The 15,134-nt window shown below is 71.8% G+C and carries 14 protein-coding genes; 8 read left to right on the forward strand and 6 right to left on the reverse strand.

Features of this window, described 5'->3' with window-relative positions:
- Window positions 1-6 precede the first annotated feature (6 nt).
- A complete protein-coding gene (locus H030_RS37570) occupies window positions 7-2,376 on the reverse strand; it encodes an Ig-like domain-containing protein (protein ID WP_027007398.1) in 2,370 nt (789 codons plus the stop codon).
- Window positions 2,373-4,952, reverse strand: a complete 2,580-nt coding sequence (locus H030_RS33780) for an alpha/beta hydrolase (RefSeq protein ID WP_231398485.1) — start codon at window positions 4,950-4,952, stop codon at window positions 2,373-2,375. The genes H030_RS37570 and H030_RS33780 overlap by 4 nt, the downstream gene beginning before the upstream one ends.
- 221 nt (window positions 4,953-5,173) lie before the next feature.
- On the opposite strand from H030_RS33780, the gene H030_RS0119935 reads away from it, so the two are divergent.
- The 3 genes from H030_RS0119935 (at window position 5,174) to H030_RS0119945 (ending at window position 7,601) form a co-directional block, all read left to right on the forward strand.
- Window positions 5,174-5,419 (forward strand): hypothetical protein, encoded by a 246-nt coding sequence (locus H030_RS0119935; protein ID WP_027007399.1) that lies wholly within the window; start codon window positions 5,174-5,176, stop codon window positions 5,417-5,419.
- Between the two features lie 54 nt (window positions 5,420-5,473).
- Window positions 5,474-6,346, forward strand: coding sequence for a GNAT family N-acetyltransferase (locus H030_RS37575; RefSeq protein ID WP_027007400.1), 873 nt, complete (start codon window positions 5,474-5,476; stop codon window positions 6,344-6,346).
- Window positions 6,347-6,425: 79 nt separating this feature from the next.
- Entirely contained in the window at window positions 6,426-7,601 is a 1,176-nt protein-coding gene (locus H030_RS0119945) for an NAD(P)/FAD-dependent oxidoreductase (protein WP_027007401.1), read from the forward strand.
- Window positions 7,602-7,652: 51 nt separating this feature from the next.
- Here H030_RS0119945 and H030_RS39255 read toward each other — a convergent pair whose 3' ends face one another.
- Both H030_RS39255 and H030_RS0119960 read right to left on the reverse strand, forming a co-directional pair.
- Window positions 7,653-8,669 (reverse strand): Swt1 family HEPN domain-containing protein, encoded by a 1,017-nt coding sequence (locus H030_RS39255; protein WP_155892163.1) that lies wholly within the window; start codon window positions 8,667-8,669, stop codon window positions 7,653-7,655.
- A 9-nt stretch (window positions 8,670-8,678) separates the two neighbouring features.
- Window positions 8,679-9,278 (reverse strand): TetR/AcrR family transcriptional regulator, encoded by a 600-nt coding sequence (locus H030_RS0119960; RefSeq protein ID WP_196809203.1) that lies wholly within the window; start codon window positions 9,276-9,278, stop codon window positions 8,679-8,681.
- Between the two features lie 39 nt (window positions 9,279-9,317).
- On the opposite strand from H030_RS0119960, the gene H030_RS0119965 reads away from it, so the two are divergent.
- Together H030_RS0119965 and H030_RS0119970 are read left to right on the forward strand one after the other, a co-directional pair.
- On the forward strand, window positions 9,318-10,469 hold the full coding sequence (locus tag H030_RS0119965) for an oxygenase MpaB family protein (protein ID WP_027007405.1): 1,152 nt from the start codon (window positions 9,318-9,320) through the stop codon (window positions 10,467-10,469).
- 34 nt (window positions 10,470-10,503) lie between these two features.
- Window positions 10,504-11,331, forward strand: coding sequence for a CpsB/CapC family capsule biosynthesis tyrosine phosphatase (locus tag H030_RS0119970; RefSeq protein WP_155892164.1), 828 nt, complete (start codon window positions 10,504-10,506; stop codon window positions 11,329-11,331).
- Window positions 11,332-11,333: 2 nt separating this feature from the next.
- Here H030_RS0119970 and H030_RS0119975 read toward each other — a convergent pair whose 3' ends face one another.
- Window positions 11,334-11,756, reverse strand: a complete 423-nt coding sequence (locus tag H030_RS0119975; RefSeq protein WP_027007407.1) for a VOC family protein — start codon at window positions 11,754-11,756, stop codon at window positions 11,334-11,336.
- Window positions 11,757-11,779: 23 nt separating this feature from the next.
- Here H030_RS0119975 and H030_RS33795 point away from each other — a divergent pair, with 23 nt between their 5' ends.
- On the forward strand, window positions 11,780-13,210 hold the full coding sequence (locus tag H030_RS33795; RefSeq protein WP_081690966.1) for an FAD-binding oxidoreductase: 1,431 nt from the start codon (window positions 11,780-11,782) through the stop codon (window positions 13,208-13,210).
- On the opposite strand, the gene H030_RS0119985 is transcribed toward H030_RS33795, so the two are convergent.
- Complete coding sequence (locus H030_RS0119985) at window positions 13,197-13,526, reverse strand: hypothetical protein (RefSeq protein WP_027007408.1); 330 nt, start codon at window positions 13,524-13,526, stop codon at window positions 13,197-13,199. The genes H030_RS33795 and H030_RS0119985 overlap by 14 nt on opposite strands.
- Between H030_RS0119985 and H030_RS0119990 the strand changes: the two genes are divergently transcribed.
- Window positions 13,516-14,418, forward strand: a complete 903-nt coding sequence (locus H030_RS0119990) for a crotonase/enoyl-CoA hydratase family protein (RefSeq protein ID WP_027007409.1) — start codon at window positions 13,516-13,518, stop codon at window positions 14,416-14,418. The two genes, H030_RS0119985 and H030_RS0119990, sit on opposite strands and share 11 nt — an antisense overlap.
- A 43-nt stretch (window positions 14,419-14,461) precedes the next feature.
- Complete coding sequence (locus H030_RS0119995; protein WP_027007410.1) at window positions 14,462-15,118, forward strand: glycerophosphodiester phosphodiesterase; 657 nt, start codon at window positions 14,462-14,464, stop codon at window positions 15,116-15,118.
- The last annotated feature ends 16 nt before the right edge of the window (window positions 15,119-15,134 follow it).

The raw sequence follows: 15,134 nt of genomic DNA on the forward strand, positions 1-15,134 counted from the left end.
TCAGGCCTACGGAGCGGTCGTCGACAGCGTGAGCACGACCGTCTTGTTGTAGGTGCCGGTGCGCAGGGCCTCCGTGGCCCCGATCGACTGCTTGAACGCGATCCCGACCGGCTCGTTGGCCACCGGGCCGCCGTAGGTCGCCAGCGTCAGCGGGCTCGCCGCCGACCCGATCGGCGCGAACGTTCCCGCACCCGCCTTGGCCTGCAGCGGCGACGCGAGCGAGAACACGCCGTTGACCAGGTGGCCGGTGGCCGTGGCGCTCGGGTCCTGGATCGTCAGCGCCGCGTTGCCGCCGCTGGACGTCACGCCGACCGTCAGCGCCGTCGTGTAGTCCATCGCCCTGCCCGGGACGAACGTCCCGAGGCTCGGCGCCGGACCGGACACGTTCAGCGCCAGCGTGCTCGGCACCGTGCCGGTCACGTCGCTCTGCGCGGTCACGTTGAACACGTGGCCGACGGCGGTGATCGGCACCACGATCGGGCTCGTCGCGCCCGGTGCGATGTAGCCGATCGCCAGCGCCGCGGCCTGCGGGCCCTCGGCGGTCGGCGCGTACCTCACCGTGATCGTGCAGGACTCGCCGATCGCCAGCGTCTGGCCGCCGGCACAGGCGCCGTCACCGGCCAGCCTGCTGAACGTCGTGTCGCCGCTGAGCGCGACGGTCGCGATCCCGACCGGGTTCTGGCCGGTGTTCTTGAAGGTGAACACCTTGGTCGCGTCCTGGCCGACGAGCACCGTGCCCGCGTTCCAGGCGTCCGGCGTGATCGTCGCCGCGGCGTACCCGGCCGGGACCGGGACCGTCACGTGCAGCAGCGCCGTCGTGACCTGGCCGGCCGAGTCGGTGATCACCGCGGTCAGCGTATGGGTCGCGCCGAGGTCGGCGTAGCCCGGCGTCCACGAGAACTCGTACGGCGCCCTGGCGTCCGTGGCAAGGACATTGCCATCGACCTTCAGGGCGACCGACGCGATCCCGAAGTCGTCGTGGGCGACGACGGTCGGCGTGATCGCCTGGCCGACGGCGACCGACGCGCCCTCGGCCGGGTCGGCGATCGAGCCCGTCGGCGCGGCGTCGGGCGTGACGGCCGGGACCGTCAGCGCCGTGGGCGCGGTCGTGCGGGCGGCGGCGCCGATCTCGACCGACGGCGCGGCCGCCGCGTCGTTGCCGGAGATGCCGTCGCAGCCGCCCTGCGACGGGGCGCCGAGGACCGGGCCGGCCGCGCAGCCGTACCAGTTCTCCGCCGCCGCGCTGCTGCCGGTGGCCAGCGCCGGGGCGCCGAGCCGGACCGCGCTGTTGGCGATGTCGGCGTTGAACAGCCCGTAGCCGTTGCCGCTGAGCACGTTCCCGGTGGCGCTGAACGCCCGCACCGCCGGGTTCGACGGGTCGGCGCCGGTCGTCGCGTCGGTCAGGAGCAAGCCCACCGACCTGCGCGGGTCGGGCGAGTACATGTTGTTGACGATCTCGCTGCCGCTGACCGCGCCGCGGGCACCCGCGTGGTACTGCACGCCGGTCTGCGCGACGAGGTCGCTCGGCCCGCCGCCCGCGATTCGCGAGCCGGTGATCGTCCCGTACTCGACGATCCCGGAGCGCGCCTGCGTGGTCGCGTTGCCGTCGGTGCCGCGGCTGTCGTCGAACAGCACGCCGCCCTCCTGGTACCCGGTCACCAGCGAGTTGTTGATGGTGACCTCACGGCGGACCGTCGCCTCCGACGCGCCCTGCAGCGAGTTGGCCATCACGACACCCCAGCCGTGCGGCCGGGCGGCGAGCTCGGTCGCGTCGGCCGCGTGGTAGAGCGGCCCGACGACCGAGTTGGTGATCCGGCCCGACGTGTTGAAGAACGCGATCCCGGCCTCCGCGTAGACGTCGGGCGACCGGACGGTCACGCCCGAGATGTCCACGAAGTTCTCGGTCATGTCCGAGGACCCCAGGGACTGGCGGTTGATCTGGATCACCGCGCCGCCGCCGTCGCGCAGGTACGGCGCGGTGCCCGCCAGCGAGCTGCCGGCCTCGCCCGCCGCCTCGATGAACACCTTGTCGGCGCCCGCACCCTTGATCGTCAGCGGCTTCGTGATCAGGAACCCGTTCCTGGAACCCGACTGCGCCGGGCTGTTGGTCGAGGTCGGCGCGTTGGAGACCTCGCGGTAGGTGCCCGGGCAGACGATGATCGTGTCCCACGGCGCGGCCTGGTTGATGGCCGCCTGCAGCGACGTGAACCCGGCGCTGGGGCAGTCGGCCTTGTCGTCGTCGACCGTCAGGGTCGACGCCGAGGCGAAGGCCGGGGCCGCGACCGCGAGCAGAACGCTCGCGGTCAGGGCCAGGAGGATGCGGCGGAGCAGCATGATGTTCTTGTCGTCCTTGGTCGTCGTCATGTCGTCCGTCACGCGATCGTGATCGTCTTGGCCTTGCCGAGCACGTGGCGCCCGGCCGAGTCGACCACCCGCACGGCGACGCGGTAGTGGCCCTTGGGCATCGCCCGCTTGAGGCGGACCGACCACTTGGCGGTGCCGTGGACGGCGAGGCCGACCGGGGCCGAGCAGGGCATCGTGCGCCCGAGCGTGCCGTTGGCGCGCAGGAACTTGCACCTGCTGGCGCTCGCCACGTGGCGGACGACCAGCTCCACCGTCTTGACCTTCGTCGGCGTGCAGGCCGTGGCCGTGCCCGTCAACGTGTAGGTCTTGCCCCTGGTGGCGCCGAGCGAGGCGATCGCCGCGCTGGGTGTGCAGCCCGCGGCTGGGGTGCTCTTGGCGGTCGCGGTCGTTGTTGTCGTCGTCGCGCCGGCGGCGGTCCCGCCGACCCAGATGACGTCCGGCTCGCTGCCGGCGGCCAGGCGCGGGCTGTCCGCGATCTCCTGGTCGCCCTTGGCGAACGCGGCCGCGTCGGTCAGCGCGCTCGGGCCGGTCACGGCCTCCTGGAAGCGCACGTCGCTGAGCTGGATCGAGCCGCTCTGCGGCTTGCCGAGCTCCCCGAACCGCAGCTCGAGCTTGGCGATGTGCCTGAGGTCGACGCCCTGGGCGGCGAAGTCGCCGAGCGGGACGCGGATGTCGTTGAGCGTCACGTGCACGCGGGCGCCGGTGTTGCCGACGGTCTGGTGCAGCGCCGTGCCGTAGCGCGGCGACGCGGCCGACACGGTGCCCTCGACGCCGTTGGCGTCCTTGACGGCGATCGTGAAGTCCTGCGTCGTGGCCGCCGGGTTCCAGAGGCCGGTCAGGCCGCGGGACGGGTTGCGCGGGTCGAAGAAGTTGACCGCCGTGGCCAACACCAGTGCCTTGTAGGAGGACACGTCCGAGGACGCGGCCGGGATCCGGGTGGCGAGCGTCGCGGGCGTGCCCGTTGCGGCGAGCGGGTTGTCCCACGCCAGCGCGAGCTGGAGGCCGTAGGAGTGGTTGACGGGCGCGTTCTCACGCGTGCCGTTCTGGCCGCCGATCGCCGTGGCGGGCGGCAGCGGGCAGCCCTTGGTCGCCGTCGGCAGGCCGGTCTCGCCGGCCGTGCTCGTCTGGAACTGCGTCGGCTCCGGGTTGCACCAGTCGTAGCCGCCGGGCGTCGTCGCCGGGATCGGGTTGATCCCGCCGGGCGAGGTGTAGGGGTTGCTGAAGCCCGAGCCGGTCAGCGCGGTGCCGACCGCGCTGGTGCCGAGCGGGTCGTCCGGTTCCGGGCGGATCACGTCGCGGCGCTCGGCCGGCGGCGCGAAGTAGCTGGTCTGCAGGCGGTCGAAGCAGCTGATCTTCGTCGCCGAGACCGTCTGGCTCGGGCAGGCGCTGGCCGGCAGCTGTGGCGTGACGCCGTCCTGGCTGAGCTCGCCCGTCATGTAGGGGTCGTACGCGGTGTCGCCGCCGACGTAGCGCTTGAAGAAGGACGACATCATCGCGAGGCCGACCTTCTCCTGGTCGCCCATCAGCGTCGGGTCGCCGGAGCCGTAGGTTCCGGACGCGCCCGAGCGCGTGTAGGTGCCGCCCGAGAGGCGGATGTTGTCCGGGTTGGTGGTCGCGTTGGTCGAGCACGCAGGGTCGCTGACCGTGGAGTCGTCGCCATCGGCGAACCACGTGGTGTTGAACCAGTTGTGGTTGGCGCCGTGCAGCATGACCTGGATCCGCGGGAACGGGTCTTCGGGCATGACGTACTGGCTGCGCTCGTAGAAGCGGCTGCCCTGGAGGTTGGAGACGTCGCCGTCGCAGTAGCCGATCATCGTCATGTAGGCCGTGCCGTACGGCGCCTTGCGCTCGTAGTCGACGGGCGCCAGCGAGATCACGCCGCGGATGTCGTAGCGGCGGCCGGGCGCGGGGCGCGTGCGGTTGAAGTCCAGGAACGACGCGACCGCGTCGCCGCCGCGCGAGTGGCCCATCAGGCCGATGCGGTGGAAGTCCAGGCGGCCGACGAGCTGAGACCCGATGTTATGGGTGTCGTCGTCGGCGATCGCCGACTGGTTGGCGGCGTAGAGCGCGTCGAGACCCGCAGCGATGATCAACCGCCGCTGGTGCATGCCCTTGGCGGTGTTGTCCTGGTAGAACATCAACTGGTCCTGGTCGATCGAGTAGACCGTGTAGCCCCAGGTCGCGAGGTTCTCGCCGAGGTAGGCGTAGCCGCGGTCGTTGCGCTCGAAGATCGAGCAGTTCGGCGCCGCGCCGGCGTTACAGGACGCGTGGTTGCCGTGGACGAGGATGATGACCGGCGAGTCCCTGGTCTTCTCGGCCGGGTAGTAGAGCGAGCCGCGCAGCGGGACGGTCGCGGCGTTGGCCGCGGCGGGCGGCGTGCCGGTGCCGACGGCGCCGCCCGTGGCGCTCGGCTCCTGCAGGTCGACGGTGCCGAGCTTGACCGGGTCGACGGTCGTCGGCGTGTACGGCCCGCGGGCGAGCGGGTCCGGAAGCGAGGTCGCCGCTTGGGCGGCGGGGATCGCGCCCAGCATCAGGGCAGCGACGAGCAGCAGGCAGCGGAACGCCCGCAGGGGGAACGCGTGAGGCACGGCACTCCAGGGATCGGGGGGTGGGGTGGTGCCTCAGCGCATCGTCCGTGACCGGCCAGTGATCCCTGAGGCGCGGCCAATGTATGTGTGGACTTCGTTGTCCTTTACGTACCGGCGGTCGGAAGCCGGACTCGAACCGGTTCGACATCCGGTCGGACCGCTGAGCGCTGCGGTTCGGGTTTGGCGTTGCTGGCGCGTGCGCGCTATCTTCGCGGGCCGTTATGTCACCTTCACAAGCGATCGCTGCACGGACGCAGCTGGAGCAGGTCCTCGAGCAGGAGGGCCTGGGCTGGCTCGTCGAGCGCGCGGGGGACGACCCCGCGCCGGATGACCACGCGCGCCTCACGGCGCTGATCGACACGACGCTGGACGCGCTCACCGCCAGCCCGGGCCTGCCGTCCGGGTTCCCGGCGGTCGGCGGGCTCGTCACGGCGCTGGAGGACCTGCGCGAGCTGGCGCTGAGCTAGCCGCTAGGCGTCTCCCTGATGCCGCGGGCGCGCGGCCGCGGCATGATCGTTCGCATGCTCCGACCCGCCACGCCCGCCGACCGCGCCGCGCTGATCGCGCTGCTGCGCGCCGAGGACCTCGCCTGGACCGGCGACGACTCGATCTCCGACGAGGAGCTCGGCGACGTGATCGACCGCTTCCCGGAGGCGCTGGTCCGGGTCGACGGCGATGGCGATGGCGACGCCGCGGGCCGGGTCGTCGGCATGGCGGCGGTCAGCGACGCCGGCGGCACGCTGCTGGTGCTCGACCCGGGCGCCGACCCGGACGCGGTGCTGCCCGAGCTGGTCGACTGGATCGAGGCGCGCGGCGGCGCGCACGAGCTGCACGGCTACGCGGCCGATACGGCGCGGCTGGCGTGGTTCGAGGCGCACGGGTTCCCGTACGCGCGCTCGCTCTACGACCTGGTCCGGCCCGCGGGCGCGCCGCCGCTGGATGCGCCGGTCTGGCCCGTCGGCGTCTCGGTGGCACGTTATGTCCCCAACGACGAAGAGGACCCGGCGGTCCACGGGCTGATCTACCGGGAGGCGGGCTGGGCCGAGGTGCCCGGCCACAGCGACCGGACGCTGGAGTCCTGGCGGTCGATCCAGTCTGCCGACCACCGCAGCTTCGTCGCGCGCCGCGACGGCGGGCCGATCGGCTGGGTCTCGGGCATCGCGTATCCGGACGGCCGCGGCTGGATCAACCAGATCGCCGTGGCGAAGTCCGCGCGCGGCGCCGGCCTCGGCCGCGCGCTGCTGCTGCACGCCGGCGCAGACCTGCTCGAGCACGGCGCGACCGCGCTGGCGCTGGGCGTCTCGGCGGCCAACACGGCCGCGCTCGGCCTCTACCGCTCGACGGGCTTCCAGGTCGAGCGTGAGTGGCGCTATCACGGCCCTCGCGTTCCCTAGTTGTCATAACGCCGATTAGCAGGCATTGATACCGCGCGGGAGGCCTTCTCCTGCCTGGGTTCCTTACCGTGTCGGGCCGATGCGTTCTCCCGACGTGGTGATCCTGGGTGCTGGTGCCGCCGGGCTGATGTGCGCCCTGACCGCCGCGGCGCGCGGGCGGCGCGTGCTGGTGGTCGACCGCTCCAACAAGGCCGGCAAGAAGATCCTCATGTCCGGCGGTGGTCGCTGCAACTTCACGAACATGTACGCGGAGCCGGCGAACTTCGCGTCGCAGAACCCGCACTTCTGCAAGTCGGCCCTGGCGCGCTACACGCCGTGGGACTTCATCGCGATGGTCGGCGAGCACGGCGTGCCGTACCACGAGAAGAAGCTCGGGCAGCTGTTCTGCGACAACAAGTCGAAGGACATCCTCAACATGCTGCTGGACGAGTGCGCGCAGGCGGGCGTCGAGCTGCACGTGAACACGGAGGTCTCGGAGATCGAGCGGCTGCGGGACGGCGGCGGCTACGCGCTGAGCACCGACACGCTCGGCCCGGTCGAGGCGGCGTCGCTGGTGGTCGCGACCGGCGGCCTGTCGATCCCGACGCTCGGCTCGACCGGGTTCGGCTACGAGATCGCGCGACAGTTCGGGCACTCCGTGTTCCCGACCCGTGCCGGGCTGGTGCCGTTCACGGCGAGCGGTGAGCTCAAGGAGCTGTGCGTCGAGCTGACCGGGACGTCGGTGCCGAGCGTCGTCGCGTGCAACGGCCAGAGCTTCCGGGAGAACATCCTGTTCACCCATCGCGGGTTGAGCGGCCCGGCGATCCTGCAGATCTCGTCGTTCTGGAACCCCGGCGACGTCGTGGAGATCAACCTGCTGCCCGATCGCGATGCGCTGGAGTGGCTGCAGGGCCAGCGGTCGGAGCGGCCCGACGCCGAGCTGAAGACCGTCCTGGCCGAGGTGTTCACCAGGAAGATGGCGGCGCTGCTGTTCCCGTCCAAGCCGATGAAGCAGCACACGCCCGCCGAGCTGACCGCCATCGCCACCCGACTCAACGCCTGGCAGGTCACGCCCGCCGGCACCGAGGGCTACCGCACCGCGGAGGTCACCCTCGGCGGGGTCGACACCCGCGACATCTCCTCCCAGACCATGGAATCCCGCCTCAGCCCCGGCCTCTACTTCATCGGCGAGGTCCTCGACGTCACGGGCTGGCTGGGCGGCTTCAACTTCCAGTGGGCCTGGGCCTCGGCCCACGCGGCGGCGCAGTACGTGTGAGATTGGCGTCAGCCGCCACCGAACTCGACGCCCCGCAACCTCGGGCTACCGTCAAGGCTCGAGGACACGGAACGGCATGTCCGGTGCGGCCAGGCTCAGCAAGCTTCCCACCTGGACGCGGCCGGGCAAGAGGTCGCCCTTTGCTGTCCACCTCTGCCACGCTTCGCCGTCGATCTGGGCGACAGACGTGCGGCGTGTTTGCATCAACAACACATCGAAGCACTGACCGATCGCGTCGGCGATTGCCCTCTGATCTTCGACCGCCGGAAACGTGATCTCGAGGCTTCCGGGGCCTGACCACAGCACATGCATCGCGAGCTTCTGGGCATCACGTCCTGCCTCTCCACGTAGCGACCCGAGTCCCTCCCAGAACTCGACCGGATCGGCTTCACCGCTTCCAACCTGCATCCATTGCGCATGCCAGAGCGAACCGGCGTCGCCGAGGTGAGCTTTCGCATCCGGCGCCCAAGGTCGAGCCGAAGCGCGAAGCGTGAAGCGAGTTCCGTACTGCCGTGCTGCGTGCTCCATGAGTCGTTCGGCTGTCGGATGGCCTCCCCGACGCCAGCCGGTTGCCACCGCACCTGTATTCCCGAACCTCCGCTCCTGCGCATATGCCGCATAGAAGACTCGTGCACCGTGATCGAGGTCGCGGAGCGCCTGTTCAACTCGGGCAAGATCATCACGATGTGGGCGTCTCACGTGGGCGATCCGATGGCGGATCGCCAGAAGTTCGTGAGCCAGACCAAGCCATCGGACCCGAGGCAGCAGACACGCCTCGAACAGCTCCCAGTTGTCGTCGATCAACTGGAACAGTAGTCCGACGTCGAGATAGGACAAGAGGTCGCTACGGTCGGCCGAGGCCATGTAGCCGTTGATCTCGTCGCGATCGCTCCGAGACGCTGTCCGCCGGTCGATCGCTTGCTCCCAACCGCTTCCTTGTCGGGCGCGAAGCTCGGTGTACACGAGTTCGCGCAGCCAACCTTCGAGCTGTGCCCAACGGCCGTACAAGGCGAGTGTGTCTCGCGGGAAGCTGTCGCCAATCAGCTTGTCAAGAGCGTCGTGCGGCATGCGCAAGTTCTACAAATCCGGCGGTTCCAGCGCCGCGGCGAGCATGCGGGCGGTGGTGTCGATGAGGGCGGTGCGGTCCGCTGATGGTGGGCGGTGGAGCGCGATGCGGAGGCAGCCGGAGGCGGTGAAGCCCATCGTGACGAAGACGAGGTCGTCGAGTTGGGTGTCGGTGAGGTCGGGGCGGTGGCGGGCGGGGATGACGCGGGCGAGTGGGAAGAGCGTGCGTTCGATCTCGGGTGCCGTCTCGGTCTCGGAGCCGGCGAAGGCGAGCAGGATCGGGGCGTGGCGCTCGAAGGCGGTCGTCAGCTCCTCGACGATGACGCGGGTCGCATCCAGGACGGGCTGGTCCATCGCGCGCCCGACCGACACGGCCAGCTCGTTGGTGATGTCCCGGACCGCCTCGTCGAGCAGGACGTCGAGCAGCTCCTGCTTGTCGTTGAAGTAGCGGTAGACCGTGCCGATCGAGACGTGCGCGGCGTCGGCCAGCGCCTGCGTGGTCAGAGGCCGCCCCTTCGCCAGCACGCTCAGCGTCGTGTCGAGCAGCCGGCGGCGCATCTCCTCCGCGCGCCTCTGCTGCGGCCGCGATCGTGGCGTGCGTGTCGAACTCATGAGTAGAAGATGAGGCGAGCTCATGTTGTCATACAGGACGTGGAGCATCCAACGGCGCTCGTCAACGCGGACCTCGCGGTCGCCCGGCACGGCGCGCTCGGCCGGCGCTGGCTCGATGCGATGTGGGACGGCGACCCGCTCGCCGACGCCGTCGTCGCCGATGGCGAGACGCGGCGGCTGCGCGCGGTGCTCGCCGGCAGCGAGGTGCTCCAGGACGACGCGCCGGACTCGCTGCGCGCGCTGCTGGCCGCCGTCGGCACCGACCCGGACTGGCTCGACCGCGACGCCTGCGACCGCGCCGCCGACCACCTCACGCGCCAGACGCGCGAGTTCGGCCTCGTCCTCGCCGCCGCCTCCCTGCTGGCCGGCGCGACCAACCACGTCGCCGGCAAGCCGCTGGCCTTCACCGGCCGCTACGCCTCCAACGCCGCCGTCCGCTCTCTCGAAGTCGCCGCCTGGTTGACACCGGTTACGACCCGCGGCGGCCTCCTGCCCTCCGCGCCCGGCTTCGAGCGCACCGTCCGCGTCCGGATGATCCACGCGCTGATCCGCCACCGCCTCGACCGCGACCCGGAGTGGGACCACGCCGCCTGGGGCCTGCCGATCCCGCAGCCGTTCATGGCCTTCACGCTCGCCGAGTTCTGCTCGGTCGCGCTCAAGGCCATGCACAAGCTCGGCGTCCGCTTCAGCGACCGCGAGACCGCCGACATCCTGCACCTGTGGCGCTACGTCGGCCACCTGATCGGCGTCGCTCCGGATCTCACACCGATCACGATGGCCGACTACGACGCGATCGAAGACCTGTACATGCTGACGAGCCCCGGCCCGGACGCCGAGGACCGCCGCTTCATCGCCGCGTTGACCGACTTCCAGGCGAGCGAGGCGGCCAGGATCCTCCCGCCCGGCCCCGCCCGCCGCAACGCCAAGAACATCATCAACGGCTACCAGCGCGCGTTCGTCGGCGACGCCGCGGCCGACGCGCTGCAGATCCCCGACACGCGCTTCAAGCACCTACCCCGCGCGACCGCGCCCTTGCGCATCGCCGCCTTCACCCTCCACGACCGCCTCGTCCCCCACGGCAAGGCCCGCCGCACCGCCCGCGGCTTCCGCCACCGCACCGCCGAGCTGACGCGCATGCGCACCGAGCACGACGTGACGCACAACTTGGTCGACGAAGTACCCGTTTCGTAACACGAATTCCCCGCAGAACGCCGAAAACAGAGGTGTGACTCGCGCCGATCTGCATCTGCATCTCCTGCCCGGCGTCGATGATGGGGCCAGGGACCTCGAGGCGAGCGTGCTGCATGCGCAGCGGATGGTCGCCGCGGGCGTCACCGAGGCGACCGTCACGCCGCATGTCGGCAACCCGTTCTTCCCGGGCGTGGACATCCACGAGATCCGGGAGCGGACGTACGTCCTGCAACGCGAGCTGGAGCGGCGGAGGGTCGGGCTCAAGCTGCATCCGGGTGGCGAGATCCACCCGACGGCGGCCCACGACCTGACCGCGTCGCAGCTCGACCTCATCGCCCACGGCCCGGCCGGCGCGCGCTGGGTCCTGGCCGAGGTGCCGTTCACGGGCGTCACGCCGGAGTTCGTCGCGGGCCTGGACGCGATCCGCGGCCGCGGCTTCGGCGTCGTCATCGGCCACCCGGAACGCGCCGAGGGCCTGCTCGACGGCGGCCTCGCGCTGCTGCGCCCGAGCCTCCGCGCCGGCGCGGTCCTGCAGGTCAACGCCTGCTCGCTGATGGGCCGCCAGGGCCCGGAGGCCAGGGACGCGGCGCGCCGCCTGATCCGCTCGCGGTTGGCCTACATCATCGCCTCCGACGGCCACCCCGGCCACCGCGACCACACGCTGCGCGACGGCGAGGGCCCGGCGGTCGCCGCCGGCGCCTCGCGCGCGCAAGTCCTACAACTCACGCAGGCCAACCCGCGCTTCCTGCTGCGCCACGGCCTCCCGAAGGCCGACGCGCCGCTGCCGTTGCGCGCCGGCCCCGGCCGCGACGCCCTGGCCCACGTGCGCGCCGCGGCCCGCCGCCTCAGCGCGCACGTGTAGGTCTACTCCGACGGCTCCGGATCCTGCGGGGTGTCGAAGCGGCCGCCGTCGATGAGCTCCACGCGGTAGCCGTCCGGGTCGGCGACGAAGGCGATCAGCGGCAGCTCCGCGCGCCCGCCCGGGTGGAACGGCGGCTTCTCGGGCTCGACGCCCAGCGCGTCCTTCAACACCGTCAAAGTCTTGTTGATGTCCTCGACCGTCAAGGCGATGTGGTTGTAGCCGTCGCCGAGGTCGTAGGGCTCCTCGCGGCCGACGTTGACGGTCAGCTCCAGCTGGTCGCCCGCGCCCGGCAACCCCATGTACACGTTGTACGCGGTCTCGAAGTTCAGCCGGCCGCGCCGCTCGAAGCCGAGCGCCTCGTAGAAGCGCACCGCCGCGTCGATGTCGCGGACTCGGACGCAGGTGTGGACGAACGTGAGGCTCATGCGGTCAGGGTACGCTCACCCTGATGCCGGACGCCGCGCAGCAGACCGCGCTCACCCGCGAGGCCGCTCTCGCCGGGGTCGGCGAGCTGATCACCGACCCGGACGTCCTGGCCTCCTACCGCCACGACCAGGCGGCGCCCGGGCTGCTGACCGCCGGGACCCCGGCCGCCCTGGCGCGGCCGACGACGACCGCCGAGGTCCAGGCCGCGGTGATCGCGGCGGGTCGCGCGGGCGTCCCGGTCGTCCCGCGCGGCGCGGGCTCCGGCCTGTCCGGCGGCGCCAACGCGATCGACGGCTGCCTCGTCGTCTCGCTGGAGCGCCTGACCCGGATCGCCGACCTCGACCCCGACGCGCTGACCGCCACCGTCGAGGCTGGCGTCGTCAACCACGCGCTGCGCGACGCCGCCGCGGCCGAGGGCCTGCGCTACGCGCCGGACCCGGCGAGCTTCGAGTTCTCCACGATCGGCGGCAACGTCGCGACCAACGCGGGCGGCCTGTGCTGCGTGAAGTACGGCGTGACGCGCGACGCGCTCCTGGCGCTGGAGGTCGTGACCGCGCAAGGAGAAGTCCTGCAACTCGGTCACGCCACCCGCAAGGGTGTCACCGGCTACGACCTCACCGCGCTGGTCTGCGGCTCGGAGGGCACGCTGGCGATCGTCACGCAGGCGACCGTCCGGCTCCTCCCCACCCCGCCCGCCGCGCACACGCTCGCGGCGTCGTTCTCCCGCCTGGACCAGGCCGGCGACGCGATCGCCGCGATCGTCCGCCGCCACCGCCCGGCGATGCTCGAGCTGATGGACCGGACGACGATCGCCGCCGTCGAGGCGCTGGCGCCGATGGACCTCGACCTCGAGGCCGAGGCGATGGTCTTCGCGCGCAGCGACGCCGGGCGCGTCGAGGGCGCCGAGGAGATCGCGGCGATGGCGCGCCTCTGCGAGCAGGCCGGCGCGAACCTCGTCCTGACCACCGACGAGGAGGCCGAGGGCCGCATGCTGATGGCCGCGCGGCGCCTGGCCTACAGCGCGCTGGAGCGCCAGGGCACGACGCTGCTCGACGACGTCTGCGTGCCGATCCCGACCGTCCCGGCGCTGCTGCGCGGCGTCGAGGAGATCGCGCGGCGCGCCGAGCTGACGATCGGGACCTTCGGCCACGCGGGCGACGGCAACATGCACCCGACGGTCGTCTACGACCACACCGATCCCGACCAGCTCGCCCGCGCGCGTGAGGCGTTCGACGCGATCCTCGAGCTCGCGCTGGAGCTCGGCGGCACCGTGACCGGCGAGCATGGTGTCGGCCTGCTCAAGCGCGAGGCGGCGGCGCGCGAGCTGGGCGCCTCGCTGCACCTGCACCGCGCGGTCAAGCAGGCGTTCGACCCCGACGACCTGCTCAACCCCGACAAGGTGCCGTGGCACGTCGCCGCCGCTGCGGCCGCGGCAACGCCTACATCTCGCTGAGCAGCGCGTCGGCGCGCACGACGTCGTGCGGCAGGTCGCGCAGCGTGAACGGGTCGGCCACGACGCCGCGCGCGGCGAGCGCGCCCGCGATGTCGAGCCAGTCCGACGGGTCGTAGTCCTCGATCACGTGGCAGCCGTCGGCGACCGGCCCGGCCTGGCCGTCGATCGCGATCCGGCGCCCGTCGGCCAGGACCGCCTCCAGCCGCGCGACGCGGCGCCGCCGGTCGGTGTCGAGGTCGATGATGGTCTCGAAGCGCTCCACGGTCATGCCGCGGTGCATCATGGCGCCCGCTCCGGCGGAGATGATGGGCGTCATGGCCTACGAGACGATCCTGTACGACGCCGACGGCGCGATCGCGACGATCACGCTGAACCGCCCGCAGCGGCTCAACACGATCATCCCGCCGCTGCCCGACGAGGTCGAGCACGCTGTCGCCGTCGCCACCCGCGACCCGGAGGTCAAGGTCATCATCTTGCGCGGTGCGGGCCGCGCGTTCTGCGCCGGCTACGACTTCGGCGGCGGCTTCCAGCACTGGGGCGACGCGATGATGACCGACGGGAGGTGGGATCCCGGCAAGGACTTCGCGATGGCCACCGCGCCGCAGCTGGCGCCGACCCAGAAGCTGCTGTCGATCTGGCGCACGCCGAAGCCGGTGATCGCCCAGGTGCACGGCTGGTGCGTCGGCGGCGGCAGCGACTTCGCGCTCGGCGCCGACCTCGTGATCGCCAGCGAGGACGCGGTCATGGGCACGCCGTACTCGCGGATGTGGGGCGCGTACCTGTCGGGCATGTGGATCCTGCGCCTCGGCCTGGCGCGCGCCAAGTACCACGCGCTGACCGGGCGGCCGCTGAACGGAAGGCAAGCCGCGGAGATCCAGCTGATCAACGAGGCGGTCCCGTTCGCGCAGCTGGAGGATCGCGTGCGCTCGCTCGCGCAGGAGCTCTGCGCGATCCCCTCCTCCCAGCTGGCGGCGATGAAGCTGTGCGTCAACCACCACTACGAGAACAACGGCCTGCACGCGACGCAGACGCTCGGGCCGATCCTCGACGGGCTGATGCGCAACACGCCCGAGGCGCTGGACTTCATCCAGACCGCCCAGCAGGACGGCGTCGGCGCGGTCGTCGCCCGCCGCGACGGCCCGTTCGGCGACTACTCCCAGGCGCCGGCCGGCGAGCAGCCCGACCCAGACCACGTGATCGTCCCCTGAACGAGGTACTCAGACACCCGTCCAGGCGGCCGATCACCGTGGTATGCAGCGCGTCGGTCACAAGGGCGCGGGTCAGCTCGCGCCGGGCAACACCATCGCCAGCTTCGATGCTGCGCTCGTCCACGGCGTGGACGTCATCGAGTTCGACGTGCTGCGCGTGCGCGGCCGCCTGGTCCTCGCCCACTCGGGCCTCGACGCGTGGCGGCGGCCGTGCCTGACGCTCGTCGGGGCGCTCGCCGTCCTGTGCGACGCGCGCTTCGCCGGGCTCCTCTTCAACGTGGACTTGAAGCGTCCCGGCTACGAGGCCGAGACGATGGCCGCGCTGCGCGCCGCCGGCCTGACCGGCCGCGTGCTCGTCAGCTCGCAGTTCGCGCGCTGCCTGGACCGCGTGCGCCGCGTCGAGCCGACCGCGCGCGTCGGGATCTCGGTCGGCGGCTGGCTGTCGCGCCGTCGCCACCGCTGGAACCGCCGCGTCGTGCAGCGCCTGTTCGACGCGATCGCGTCGGGGCGCTTCGACTGCCTTATGGCCCACCACCGGCTCGTCGACTCCGACCTCGTCTCGCGCATCACGGCCGCCGGCGGCGAGGTCTACGCCTGGACCGTCGACTCCGAGCAGATCATCGAGCGCCTCACGCTGACCGGCGTCGCCGGGATCACGACCAACGACCCGCGCCTGTTCGGGACGCGGATCGCCGGCTGAGCCGCGGCGCACCTGT

Origin of the sequence: Conexibacter woesei Iso977N, from assembly GCF_000424625.1 — a bacterium.
In the GTDB taxonomy this organism is placed as follows: Bacteria; Actinomycetota; Thermoleophilia; order Solirubrobacterales; family Solirubrobacteraceae; genus Baekduia; species Baekduia woesei_A.

What these genes read in the sequence shown, in the direction of transcription:
- H030_RS0119935 (WP_027007399.1), top strand. Translation starts at nt 5,174, where the DNA reads ATGTCACCTTCACAAGCGATCGCTGCACGGACGCAGCTGGAGCAGGTC.
- H030_RS37575 (WP_027007400.1), top strand. Translation starts at nt 5,474, where the DNA reads ATGCTCCGACCCGCCACGCCCGCCGACCGCGCCGCGCTGATCGCGCTG.
- H030_RS0119945 (WP_027007401.1), top strand. Translation starts at nt 6,426, where the DNA reads ATGCGTTCTCCCGACGTGGTGATCCTGGGTGCTGGTGCCGCCGGGCTG.
- H030_RS39255 (WP_155892163.1), bottom strand. Translation starts at nt 8,669, where the DNA reads ATGCCGCACGACGCTCTTGACAAGCTGATTGGCGACAGCTTCCCGCGA.
- H030_RS0119960 (WP_196809203.1), bottom strand. Translation starts at nt 9,278, where the DNA reads ATGAGTTCGACACGCACGCCACGATCGCGGCCGCAGCAGAGGCGCGCG.
- H030_RS0119975 (WP_027007407.1), bottom strand. Translation starts at nt 11,756, where the DNA reads ATGAGCCTCACGTTCGTCCACACCTGCGTCCGAGTCCGCGACATCGAC.
- H030_RS33795 (WP_081690966.1), top strand. Translation starts at nt 11,780, where the DNA reads ATGCCGGACGCCGCGCAGCAGACCGCGCTCACCCGCGAGGCCGCTCTC.
- H030_RS0119990 (WP_027007409.1), top strand. Translation starts at nt 13,516, where the DNA reads ATGGGCGTCATGGCCTACGAGACGATCCTGTACGACGCCGACGGCGCG.
- H030_RS0119985 (WP_027007408.1), bottom strand. Translation starts at nt 13,526, where the DNA reads ATGACGCCCATCATCTCCGCCGGAGCGGGCGCCATGATGCACCGCGGC.
- H030_RS0119995 (WP_027007410.1), top strand. Translation starts at nt 14,462, where the DNA reads ATGCAGCGCGTCGGTCACAAGGGCGCGGGTCAGCTCGCGCCGGGCAAC.